The sequence below is a fragment of the Stenotrophomonas sp. 2201_Sma genome, from assembly GCF_056486685.1.
Genome location: NZ_CM151329.1, coordinates 1541102 through 1553692, shown reverse-complemented (window position 1 = coordinate 1553692; position 12591 = coordinate 1541102). Strand labels below are relative to the sequence as shown.

At 64.2% G+C, this 12591-nt stretch carries 5 protein-coding genes; all 5 read left to right on the top strand.

Annotated elements, in window-relative coordinates; all coding sequences use genetic code 11:
- Positions 1–95: 95 nt before the first annotated feature.
- Positions 96–1076, top strand: a complete 981-nt coding sequence (locus tag ACZLIF_RS07240; RefSeq protein ID WP_128987837.1) for a hypothetical protein — start codon at positions 96–98, stop codon at positions 1074–1076.
- Between the two features lie 156 nt (positions 1077–1232).
- The gene (locus ACZLIF_RS07235; RefSeq protein ID WP_049436675.1) at positions 1233–1592 is read left to right on the top strand and encodes a hypothetical protein; all 360 of its coding nucleotides are present in this window, start codon (positions 1233–1235) and stop codon (positions 1590–1592) included.
- 185 nt (positions 1593–1777) lie between these two features.
- Entirely contained in the window at positions 1778–1939 is a 162-nt protein-coding gene (locus ACZLIF_RS07230; protein ID WP_311069193.1) for a hypothetical protein, read from the top strand.
- A complete protein-coding gene (locus ACZLIF_RS07225) occupies positions 1936–6909 on the top strand; it encodes a tape measure protein (RefSeq protein ID WP_128987835.1) in 4974 nt (1657 codons plus the stop codon). The genes ACZLIF_RS07230 and ACZLIF_RS07225 overlap by 4 nt, the downstream gene beginning before the upstream one ends.
- Positions 6906–12548 (top strand): carbohydrate binding domain-containing protein, encoded by a 5643-nt coding sequence (locus tag ACZLIF_RS07220; RefSeq protein ID WP_128987834.1) that lies wholly within the window; start codon positions 6906–6908, stop codon positions 12546–12548. Before ACZLIF_RS07225 ends, ACZLIF_RS07220 begins: the two co-directional genes overlap by 4 nt.
- Positions 12549–12591: the final 43 nt, after the last annotated feature.

Sequence of the window (12591 nt, the reverse complement as noted above, 5' to 3'; positions counted from 1 at the left end):
GCCGAACCCGCTCCAGCACCCGAGCCGCCGCCACCGCCGGCATCGAGCCAGAACCGCTCGCGCCGCTCCTCTGCAACCTCACCCGAGAACTGACCATGGCCCAGCCCAACCTGGAATCCTTCAAGCGTCGCGGCCTGGCCCTGGCGCTGCGCGCATCGGCCTCGGTGCCGATTGTCCCCACCGCCAGCGCCGATGGCGTGTTGCTGTTCAACGGCAGCAGCGGCACCGAGTTCGACAAGATCGAACGCCCGGTGGATCGTCCGTTTCTGACTGGCCAGCCCTTCGCAGTCGGTGCCAAGCGCGCCTTCATTGAGGGCGAGTTTGAGCTGTTCCCGCCGACCAAGCCGGGTGCAGCGGCTGACTCCGATGCCGTCTGCGCGCCGCTGTTGCTGCCCGCTGGCATGACCGCCGTCAAGGATGCTGTTGCGAAAACCACGCGCTACAACCCGATCAGCGCGAACATCCCGATCTCTGATGCCAAGTTCTGGCATGCCGGCACGGTCAAGCAGATCGGCGCCGCACGTCACAACCTCACCAACCTGGCACTGGCCGTTGGCGAGCGCTTCAAGGGCAACATCCGCATCCAGGGCGACTACGACACCATCGCCGAGGACGCTCTGCCCAACATCACCACCACCGCCGTGGTGCCCACCGTCGCGCGCGCGGACAACACCCGCACCACGATCACGGTTGATGGCGGAGCGGGCCTGGTCGTGTGGGCCAAGTCCCTCTCGGTGGACGTGGGCAACACGATCACGTCGAAGGAGTACACCAGCCACAAGGAAAGCGGCATCAGCGACCGCGCCCCGACCTGGACGCTGCGCCTGGCCAAGACGGCCCTGGCTGACTTCAATCCGTGGGCAGTGCGCGACTCGGCCGGCGTCCTGGAGGTTGCGCTGCGCCTGACCGAAAAGAGCAAGCTCTACAGCGAGCTGGGCATTCGCGGCCAGATCGAGAACATCAACGAAGTCGAGATTGATGGCGACTACGGCTGGGAGCTCACTGGTCCCTGCGTGGCCAGCGATGCTGGCGGCGATGAGCTGTACATCGAGTTCGGCGACAGCACGCCACCGTAATTCGCAGGTACTGCGCTACACTCCCAACGGCCCCGCCACTGTGCGGGGCCTTTCTTTTTCAGTGAAGTGCTTTAGTCCCGAACGGCAGCTGTGCCTGGGCAAAGTGGACCTGTCCCCGATCAAGGGGCTGTTAAACCACTTCCCAAGGACTTTCCCATGCTCCGTCTCGCCCGAACCAACACCGTGCACCTGCCGGTGGAACTGCGCATCCCCACCGACCAGCCCAACGTTTTCGCCACCGGCACCATCCAGTGTCAGGTCAAGATCCTGGCACGCGAAGAAATCAAAGCCATCCAGGACAACCCCGTTGAGGATGAGGAATACCTGCGCAAGATCCTGGTCAGCGTCGCTGGCCTGGGTGACGCGGACGGCAAGGCCATCGAGGGCGATGCCGCCCTGGAAGAAGTCTTCAATGGTCCGTTCTTCGCCTTCCTGCAGCCGGCCATCATCGGCGCCTACTTCGACCAGTTCGGCCGGGCGCACGTAAAAAACTCGAAGCCGTCGCGCGGGCGCTGATTGGGAGGGGTCCACGCACTGACGGCGCCGACAGGAACCATGAACCTGACGGCGTCGTCAGCGCGGCGGACTTTCTGCGCGACGGGGGCGGCGGCGAGGAGCCGCCGAGCGTTATCCCGGTCCTGGATGAGAACTGGGAAGTCGTCCAACTGTTCGTGCGCTGCAAGGCCCGCTGGATCACCGGCATGCACGCCCCGGTTTACGACGGCATTGAAGCGCGCGAGATCCAAGCCGCTGCCTGCCTCCAGGGCATTGCCCCGCACCTATTGCCAGACCTGATGCCATCGCTGGACGTGCTGATTGGCACCACGGCCATGGCCCATCGCGAAGCCTCGGATAGCCCATGAACCCAACCGTCACCCTCCGCCTCGATGCCGACAACAGCCGCCTGGTGCCAGCCGTTCGGGCATCGGATGCCGAGCTCAAGCGCCTGGGGGCGACGGCAGGGACAACCGGCGACCAGGCACGGCGTGGTGCTGCCGGCATTTCCAGCATCGGCACGGCGGCGGATTCCACTGCTCGCCGTGTCTCTGCTGTGTCCAGCGCACTGGCATCGGCGCGGGCGACGGTGGCCACCTACATTGGCGCGCAGACGGCCGGTGCCCTCATTTCCGTTGCGGACAACTACGCCAACATTTCAGCGCGGCTCAAGCTGGCGACAGATGGACACAAGGCCTATGCCACCGCATCGGCCCAGGTGTTCAACATCTCCCAGCGCACCGCCACCGCGCTCGACAGTACCGCCACCCTCTACGCGCGCTTGTCGCAGTCCACCGCCGAGTATGGGATCACCCAGCAACGGCAGCTGGCGCTCACCGAGTCCATCAACAAGACGTTCGCTATCTCAGGCGCCAGCAACGTCGCCACCGCCAACACCATCGTCCAGCTCAGCCAGGCCCTGGCTGGGGGCGTGCTGCGCGCAGAGGAATTCAACTCTGTCGTGGAAAACTCGCCGCGTCTGGCCAAAGCGCTGGCCGACGGTATGGGCCTGTCGATGGGCGAGCTGCGCAAGCACGTCAACGACGGCAAGGTGACCGTCGATCAGATGGTGGCCGCGCTTGAGAACCAGTCCTCCGTCATCGCCGCCGAGTTTGAGCAGATCCCGCTCACGGTCGGGCGCGCCATGGAGCTGCTGCGCAACAGCGTCACGAAGTTTGTCGGCGAGTCCTCCCAGGAGCTGGGCGCCAGCGGCGGAATCGCCCAGGGCATCGCGTTCCTGGCCAACAACATGCAGCACCTGGACCAGATAGCCGGTGTCCTGGCCGTCGCCCTGGGAAGTCGCCTGGTCGTCAGCCTGGCCAGGGCTACCGCCGAGAAGATTACGGCCGCCGCCGCTTCGCGAGCGCTGGCCCGCGAGGAGCTGGCTGCAGCCCGTATTGCCGAGCAGCAGGCGGCAGGCCGCCTGTCGGCCGCTCGCGCCGGCATGAGCGTGGCAGGTGGCGTAGCCGCGGCTGAGCAGGCTCTGGCCGCCGCTCAGCTGCGCACCGCCGCTGCTGCCCAGGCCGCATCCGTTGCGCTCACCGCAAAGGCTGCCGCCATGCGAGGCCTCAACGTGGCGATGGGCGCGTTTGGTGGCCCTGCAGGCCTTGCGATCACCGCGCTGTCGCTATTCGTCGCTTGGGCGATGAACAGCAACCAGAAGGCACAGGAGCTGTCCAAAACCGTCACGGCCGGTTTCCAGCCCGCCATGCGGGTGCTGCAGGAGTTCAATCAGCAGACCGCGAACACATCATTCGCGGAGCTTTCAAGCACAGTTGAAACCATTGAGGCAGCTCGCAAAGAGATCAAGAACCTGGGCGATGAGTACGAACGCCTGGCGGCAACGCGCCGCTCGTTTGAGGCGCGTGATCGGGCGCTGCCGTTTGGATTCGACAAGGAGCTGGGGCGCGCGTCGGAAGCCATTGAGTCCGCGCGGCTCCGGCTGGACAACCTGACCAAGGGCTATGACAAGGCCATTTCGGTCTCGGCCAACATGGTGCTCAGCGCCGCAGGAGTTACCAACGCAACCAACGCGCAGCGCAGCTCGTTGGAACAGCTGCTGCGTCGGCAGGCGGACCAAGGGCAAACACTGGAGCAGACTCGTCCATTACTGCAGCGTTGGGCAGATGAGCAGCTCAACGTAGAGCAGCGCAACCGACTCAACGTTGCAAGTTTTGACGCGCTGGGAGCATCAGCAAAGAGCGCTGGCGCCGCGATCAAGGCTGCCCTCCAGTCGGTCAACGAAGGCCTGGATAAGCAGATCCAGAGCGTCCAGCTGGACCTGATCGAGAAGACGCAGGGCAAGGCAGCCCGCATGCGTGCGCAGTTCATCACGGAAAGCGCGCAGAAGGGCCTGGACCCGACCAGCTCCGACTATCAGCTGGCGCGAGCCAAGAACGAACAGCTCATCCAGCTCACCCTGACGCTGGACAAGCAGAATGCGGCCACCCGTGATCTGACGCGCACCCAGACCGAGGCCAAGCGCTCCGGCGAGCAGGCCGCGCGCCTGGCAGAGCAGCAGGCCGATTCCCAGGCCAAGTACACCCGCCAGGCGGCGTTGGCTGCTGCCGAGCTCTCCGGGCCGATGGCGGCTGCCCAGGAGCAGCACAAGCAGCGTATTGCCGAGCTCGACCGCGAACTGGCCAAGCACCTCATCACCCAGGAGGCCTACGCCAGCCTGGTGAAGTCGTCAGCGGCCGAGCTGGTCAAGAATGCCGCCGAGGTCACCAAGCAGCAGCAGGCGCCCAGGGCATTGCTCGATACGCTGAGCGGCGAGGTGCAGCTGCTGGGCGTGGTCGGGATCGAGCGCGAGCGCCGCGCCCGCCAGCTGCGCAATGAGCAGGACATGCTCCAGGCAATCAACGAGGCCAACAAGGCCGGAGCGGGCATCAACGCAGAGGCAACCGCAGGCCTGATGGCCCAGGCACGGGCGTGGGCCAATGCCTCCATTCGCATCGAACAGCAGACCGCCGACCTGGAGGAATGGGCCAACGTCGGAACGCGCGGTGTCGCGGATGTCGCCGATATGCTGGCCGATATGTTCAGCGGAGGGCTGGACAAGTCTGAGAGCTTCTTCAGCCGCCTCAAGGACATTTTCAAGCGTGGTTGGCGGGACATCGTGCGCACCATGCTTGAGCAGAACCTGGTGCGCCCGTTCCAGGATGCGCTCACTAACGCCATGAATGGCGCGCTGGCTGGTGTGTCGCGTGGCCAAGCTGATGGCAACTGGTTGTCGAAGATCGCCGGCATGTTCGGTGGCGGCAACCAGGGCGGCGCGGGCTCGGGCTGGATGAGCAGCCTGGCCAACATGATCGGTGGCGGCCGCAACCTCACTGGCACCAACGCCATGCTGGCCGGTGGGGGCTGGCGTGCCGGGGTGGCTGCGCCAGGCAAGATGATGGGCTTTGGCAACAACGTCGGCGGTTTCATTGGCACCGGGGCTGCTGGTGGCGGCGCGGCGTCCGCATCGATGGCCGTGCCGATCATCGGCTGGGTGGTCGCGGCCATGATGAAGAATGCCGAGCTGTTCGATCAGGGCTGGGACATCGCCAATGGCGAAAGCTGGGCGGGCAAGATCGCCACCCTGGGCGCCGTGGGTCACGTCGATAAGATGGCGCGCAAGCTCGGCCTCAACGCCAAAGCCGCCTCCATTCTGTCTGGCTCCTCGATCCATGCTGCCCTGTTCGGCCGCAAGAAGCCGCAGATTCAGGCGCAGGGCCTGACTGGCTCGTATGGCTTCGACGGGTTCGCCGGCCAGTCCTATGCCGACATCAAGGCCAAGGGCGGCCTGTTCCGCAGCGACAAGAAATGGACCGAGTATGGCCAGGTCGATACCACGATCACCGACGCTTTCAGCCAGGCCACTGGGCGCGCGCGTGCAGGCGTCATCAGCCTGGCCGAGCAGCTGGGCGTGGACATCAACAGCCAGCTGTCCTCCGTCCGCGTAGACCTCGGCAAGGTTCAGCTCGATGCGGACCCGGACAAGGCCCAGGCGCAGCTGGAGCAACTGATTACCGGCGCGGCCAAGAACCTGACCGGGCGCGGCGTGTCGATCCTCGGTTTCGGCGACTTCCTCAACAAGGGGTTTGAAGCCGGCGACGTGATGAACAGCCTGGCGGCGTCCATCGAGCTGATGACCGGCAACGCCCAGGAGCTGGGCCGTGCGCTCAATGCCCAGGAAATCGACCTGGTCAAGCGCACGACAACCATGTTCCAGCAGATGGCCAAGGCTGCCGGCACCACCATGGAGGAACAGGTCAAGGCGATCACTACTGCCGCCTCCTCCTACGGAAGCGTAGTGGGCAACGCGCAGCAGGAGATCGCTACCGATGGTTTCAGTGGCTTCGCCAAGTCGCTCCTGGCTGTGCGCCAGGAGGAGCAGGAGCGCATCCGCACGCTGCAGCAGCAGGCCAAGGCCCTGGGCGGCCTGGCAGCCCGCGAGCAGGATCTGGCCACCGTCCGCCAGGCCGCCCAGCTCAAGGCCGACGCACTGGCCAGGTCGCTGGAGTCGGAGCTGGTAGGCCTGGCGCTCAATCGCGTCAACGATGAAATCGAACGCCTGGGCGGTTCCATCGACGGGACCAGCAGCAAGCTGCAGGACTTCATCAACTCGCTCAAGCTGAGCAGCACGCTGTCACCGGACACCGACACGCAGAAGCGTTCCACGGCATCGGATCTGATGCAGAGCGCCGCCAGCGCCGGCAACCTGGAGAGCTTCACCCAATACGCCCAGCAGTTCCTGGAAGTCAGCCGCAAACTCAATGCCAGCGGCCAGGGCTATCAGGTGGACTATGCCCAGGTGCTGGAGCTCGCCAAGCGCTTTGGCGGTGATGGCACGGCCGCGTCGCTGCAGCAGCTGTACGCGCAAAAGGCTGCCTTGGAACAGCAGCAGGAAGCTGCCGCCCGCCTGGAGCGCGCTCAGCGCATCGCCCAGGGCGTGGCCGATCTGGCTGGCGCCCGTGGCGGCGATCCGCTGGAGATCCTGCGCAACATCACTGGCATCAGCGCTGAGGCGCTGGCCAAGGATCTGGGCCTGACCACGGACGAACTGGCCAAGTACCTGCAGAACCAGCAGACCGACATCACCGACCTGGCAGAAATCCTGTTCGATCTGCCCAAGCGCATCGCCCAGGAAATGGTCACGGTGCTGACCGACAGCCGCGTTCCAGTCCCGGCGTCGGCCGCGCCTGGCGGTAGCAACACGCCTGCAGCACCAGCTGCGCCAGTCGCACCGGGGCGTGGCTACGTCGATCCCTCTTACGAGGTGCTGCTGCAGGTCCGTGACGGCATCCAGTCCCTGGCACGCCAGGGTGAACACAACGCTTTGATGGCGCTATGAACCGGAAAGTATTGCTCGTTGAAATCGGTGGCCAGGGCCTGCCTGCAGTCACGCCTGTGACCCGGCAGCCCTCCAACTGGGTGGCGTCGGCCAAGCCAGCTGTTGTGGTTCCTCCTGCCGAAGGCGTGGAGACCAGGCCGGCAGCGGATAGCGTGACCATTACCTGGAACGCTTCGCCGCTGGCTGGTGCTGTCTATGTCCTCTGGCGCGCGGCCGATGCAGGCGGAAAGCCGGGCGAATGGAAGTACGTCACCAAAACCTCAGACACGCGCTACACCTACACCGAGGCCAGCGGTGTTGTGAGCTGGTGGAAGGTCACTGTCCAGGTCAACGGCGTGTCGTCTGCAGACTCCACACCCAAGGCTCAGGCCCCCGTGGTGCCGCCGACGACGGCGGAGCTGGTCCAGCTGCAGGGCAAGCTGGACCAGGGCCTGCGTGACCTGGCACTGGCAGATGCTGCCGAGGCACAGCAGCGTATGGCGGACTTCCAGGCTGCGCAGGCACAGATCCTGGCAGAGAGTCAGAAGAGTGCGGCCGCAGTGGGCGAAGTGGCCAAGCGTGCCGAGGATCTGGCCACCAACCTGGCCAACGAAGAGCGCGCCCGTATTCAAAGCGTGCTGAACGAAAAAACCGAGCGCACCGCTGACATCAGCACGGTCAACACGAAAATCCAGAACGGCCTGGATTCAATGGCGCGCTCTCTGGCCGAGGTCGCCGCAGGCAGCGGCACGCAGTTCGACTCTGCCGGCATCTGGCATTTCAACGCAGGACTGGAAGGCTGGACGGGTGTGTACGGCGCCCCAACTATCGCCGACGGCATGCTGCGGCCGATCAACACCACCAACAACTCCGGCATCCAGTCCCCGGCGCCGCTCAATATCGACGGCGCCGCCTATCGCTTCATCAAGCTGCGCATGCGCAAGGTGGGCAATCCCGCCTGGATGGGGTTGATTCGCTGGATCACTGAGGCCGACCGGGAGTGGAACGAAGCGAAGTCGCTTTCCATCCCGGTGCCGGCATTCGACGCCAACGGCATCGCCGTCCTCGACGTTGATCGTCTGCCCTGGAACGGCCCCTCACCATTGCGTGCCATTCGCCTGGCACTGACGGGTGCGCAGACCGCCAGCGCCTACATCGAATACGACTGGATTGCCGTGGGCCGCCCGTCGCCTGGCGCATCCGTCGCCATGGTCCAGCAGGAGAGCGACGCGCGAACGGCCGCCTTGGCGGCTGAGGCTGGCCAGCGCAACACACTGGCCGTGCAAATGCGCGGCGACTACCCCGGCAACGATCCGGCGAAGCTAACGGGCGGCCTGGCCTACAACGAAATGAGGGCGCGTGTCGGCGCCGACGAAGCGCTCAGCCAGCGCCAGTCCGCAGTGGAGGTCCGTCTGCCTGCAGGAACAGGCGCGCTCGCGTCTGAGGCCAAGGTCAACACGGTCGAGCAGGCAAGCCTCACCCGCGACGAAGCCATCGGCCAACGTATTGACCAGGTCAATGCAACGTTGCCCGCGATGATTTCCCAGGGCGCCAACATGATCCTTAACGGTGGCTGGAACGCCGGCAAGGACGTGGGATGGACGTATCAGGGAGGCTCGCAGTTGGCCGGTGTTTCGTGGCCGGCCGCAGAGGGACGAAGCGGCAGCGCGGCACTGCGCATCGATGGCACGGGCTCCGCCCGTACAACTGTTGCGCTTGCGAACGCAGGCATGACCATGGCCACCGGGCCTGCGAAGAAGTACCGCGTAAGTTGCTGGTACAAGACCAGCGCCACGTTCAACGGCACCGCAGGCGACTCCAAGCTCAGGCTTGCTGACCAAGCAGCCGCCTGGCTTGCAGATCGACCGTTCCTCGCGAACAAGGCCGATTGGACGTACCTGGAGTTCATCTATACCGTCCCTGCCGCCAACGTTCTAGGCCTGCGCCTCTCAGTGGCATGCAATAACACCGCAGGTACGCTATGGGTGGACGATGTCGCAGTTGAAGAGGTGACCGAGATCCTGGCAGTCGCCGATGGACTCAGCTCGCTGAGCGGAACCGTCACTCAGCAGGCGGGCCTCATCAACGCGCAGTCGGGCCTCATCAGTGCCCTGCGCACCGACGTGGACGGCAAGGCTACCAACGGCGCCCTCCAGGCTCTGCAGTCCCAGGTCACGCTCCAAGGCGGCACTATCACGAGCCTTGGCACAGCCATCACCAACGTTACTGCGTCGCTGGCAAATATTGGTGGCGACAATCTGCTGCCGAATAGCGGATTTGAAACCAGCAATGCCGAAAACAGCACTCTGCCGGATTGGTTCGCGTCCAACAGCATCGCGCAGACGGTGAGCTATGGCGCAGCCTATGCAGTGACCGGATCTGCGCGGGCCATCCAGATCGGTTCGACCAACGCCCTCACGGCTTCGGGTCAGTACATCGGCGTGGAAGTGGCGACTGCCAACAGGCCGAAGCCTGTACCAGGGGCAAAGTACACGCTGTCGGCGTGGGCATGCCGAATGACTGCCAACGTGGGCCGGATTCAGTTGTTGGTGCAGTGGTTGGACAACGCCAACGCAGGAATCGGACCGGCGCAGTACGCTCCGATTGTCGACATGACCGACGTAATGACTCGATACACCGGGACGTTCACCGCGCCTGCCAATGCTGTCAGCGTGCGCATCTTCATCCGCGCGGCCGGCACTGCGGCAGGGCAATGGCTGGCTATTGCGATTGACAACGTGATGTTCCAGCAGGGCGAGATAGCAACCAACTGGATGCCCAGCGCCACTGAGATTGCAGCCCAAACAACCGCCAATGCGAAGGCTAACAGTGCCCTGGACGCGCGCGTCACCAATGCCGAGGGACAGTTGCTGTCCCAAGGAACCGCGCTGACTGCCGTTCGTGCCGGCATTGGTAACGCCACGGTCTACGAGATAACCGCCAACGCAATCATCACCAGTCAGCCCACTGGAGGCCCTCGCTCGTCCGGAACGCGAAATGCAGCGGGCGGAACCATGGGCGGTGCCGGACGCGGCCTCAATGTCCAAGTGGTCAACGCCGACAGCACTTTGGGGACCCGGCAAACTTTTGATACCTACGGCAACGGCGCATCGGCATGCGCCAGCTTCAACGACTGGTACGACAACGCCCTGGCTGAGAATCAGTATTTCATTCTATTCACCAGCGATCACACAGGGCCGCTGAGCAACGGCGTGGGCCCTGACATCGCGGGAGCCAGGGACCGTCTCGTTGATTCTGGCGCCTCCCGTCGCAACGTTGAAGCCCTGACCGGAACACGTATGTTCGTTCTGGTCGGGCGCAAGCGCGCTGGCGAGGGCGCTGCAATGCAGCGGCTGTCGCCCCCGGTCTCCACCGGGCGTGCCGACCAGTGGGTTGAGCTCATCGTGGAATTCGTCAACGGACGCCCGCAGGGCAGCCTGGACGTATCCGCGCTGGAGCGGGCCACCCAGGCAAACGCGGCTGCAACCTCCAGCTTGGAGGCGCGCACCCTGGCGAATGAGAACAGCGTCGTTTCGCTGGGTCAGTCGCTCACCAGCGTCAATGCCAAGATCGATAGTATCGGCGGCGACAATCTGCTGCCGAACAGCAGCTATGAAGCCTCCCCAAGCGACACGTCAGATCCCACTGGCTGGCAGCGCGAAGGGAACATGGCGAACGTTGTGCTCAAGTACATTCCATCACCTTTGTCCGGTGGTGGTCGCGCGATCCGCCTGGAGGCGAATGCCACGGCAATCGGTCAGTACCTCGGCCTCGCTACGCGCAACGACAATGGGTGGGTTCCAGTTCGTCCCCGGACCCAGTACGTTCTCAGCAGCTACGTGCGCGCCACTGCGGGAACAGGGCTGCGCATGTACGTCCAGTGGCGCAACGCCGCAGGTGTCATCAAGGCAACGAGCACGATGCCCAACGTCGTTGCCACTGCTCAGTGGCAGCGTCTGGTGTTCCAAGCCGATACCACCGTTGACGATGTGGTGGAGGCTCGGCTGTTCGTAGGCCGAATGCACGCGACGGCCGTCCAGGGCGTTGCCATTGAGCTGGATAACGCGCTGTTCCAGGAAGGCACCGCAGCAACGGGCTGGGTGCCCAGTGGCAAGGAAACAGCAGCGGCGGCAGCGGCAAATTCTGCGGCGACGGCTGGCCTTACTTCGACCGTGACCCAGCAGGGACAGCAGCTGACCGCGCTGGGCCAGTCCGTCACTGGGGTCCAAGCCGAGATAGCAGGCAAGGCCAGTTCATCGGCCGTCCAGACGCTTGAGGCGAAGGTCAAGAACCAGAACGGCGCGGGTAACCTTCTTGGGAATACCCAGTTCACTGGTGGGCCTGGCACAGTGGGCTGGCCGAACATGTGGTCGCCCGATGGAGCGACTGGCACACAGAAGTATTTCGCTGCGGGTGCAGGGATTTCCGGCGGCGTTGACCCTGGCGTCCCCTACGGAATGAGGGCGCTCATCGTAGCGGGCACCACCGCCGCCAGTGGCACGGTGTTCGTTTGGCCAGCGAGCGATGCCCCCATCGAGGCGGGAAAGACCTACGCGCTTTCCGTCTACGCATCGGGGCATCGTGCGCGGCTCATTCTCGAATTTCTGGATGCCAACGGCGTCCAGGTTGGCTCCGTGGGCTCACCTGCCACCGACTTGGCCGGTGGTGGGAATACCATCTCTCTGTATAGCCGCCTTTGGGTGAAGGCGGTTGCTCCGGCTAGCGCAGTAAGGGCTCGCAGCATTCTCGTAAGCCATCACCTCAGCACCGCTCATTGGTTCGTCCGCTGGCTCCGGCCCATGCTATCGATGGTGGACAAGGATGCGACTGAGCCACCGGAGTGGTCCGCAGGCGGCGCGGAGAGCAGTGCCAGGTTTGGCATCGCGCTCGATGTGGACGGCAACATGGCCGGCTTGGAAATGGAGGCGAACGGTGACCGCAGCGAGATGCGCATTCTGTCCAAGATCCTGCGCATCATCAGCCCCGGCGCGCCGGACGGCATGGAGCTGCAGGACGGGTACCTGCGCGTGTGGCGTGGCAACGTCCAGCGCATCATCGGCAACGGCTTCGGGCCCGATGGATTGATTGACTACTTTGGTCCGAACGTCGGCGCAGCCGGTGCGACCAAGCGAAACGCAACCGTGTGGATGGACGTGAATGGTGGCGCGTACTGGGGCGGCGCCATTGCGGCAGGCATCCGCCGTAATGCGGCACAGTCAACAACCACGCAGACCATTGGCGTCTCTATCGTCGTTGGCCCGTTCAGCACCAGCGGCCGGAACAAGAACGTCGTTGTCAGCTATCAGCGAAGAGTAGTTCGAACCAATAGCCGAATGGACCGTCAGGGCTTCGTCGCAGGCGGAAACAGGAACGCCTGTGCGGTGAATGTCTACAGGAAGCTGGGCAACAACGCAGAGCAGTTCTGGACGAGTTTTGAAGCCAGTGGCGGCGTGTCGATTACGAACGAGTTTGATGGCCCTGATATGGCGATTTCGTTCTGGTCTGGATCGGTGACGTTGAACGATAGCGAAGGCACGCAAGATCGCACCTATCGCGCAGAGATCGTTGGGTTCAGCGAACAGGACGTGAGCCATCAGTCTGGAAGTTTCACCGGCCTGGACATTACCGCCAGCCTTTCCATCGTCTCCATTGAAGAGTGACCCGTCCGAGCGGCCGGGCAATGCCGCTCATCCATCAAGAGGA

Excerpts from the sequence above, each read along its gene's own strand:
- ACZLIF_RS07240 (WP_128987837.1), top strand. The coding sequence starts at position 96 with ATGGCCCAGCCCAACCTGGAATCCTTCAAGCGTCGCGGCCTGGCCCTG.
- ACZLIF_RS07235 (WP_049436675.1), top strand. The coding sequence starts at position 1,233 with ATGCTCCGTCTCGCCCGAACCAACACCGTGCACCTGCCGGTGGAACTG.
- ACZLIF_RS07230 (WP_311069193.1), top strand. The coding sequence starts at position 1,778 with ATGCACGCCCCGGTTTACGACGGCATTGAAGCGCGCGAGATCCAAGCC.
- ACZLIF_RS07225 (WP_128987835.1), top strand. The coding sequence starts at position 1,936 with ATGAACCCAACCGTCACCCTCCGCCTCGATGCCGACAACAGCCGCCTG.
- ACZLIF_RS07220 (WP_128987834.1), top strand. The coding sequence starts at position 6,906 with ATGAACCGGAAAGTATTGCTCGTTGAAATCGGTGGCCAGGGCCTGCCT.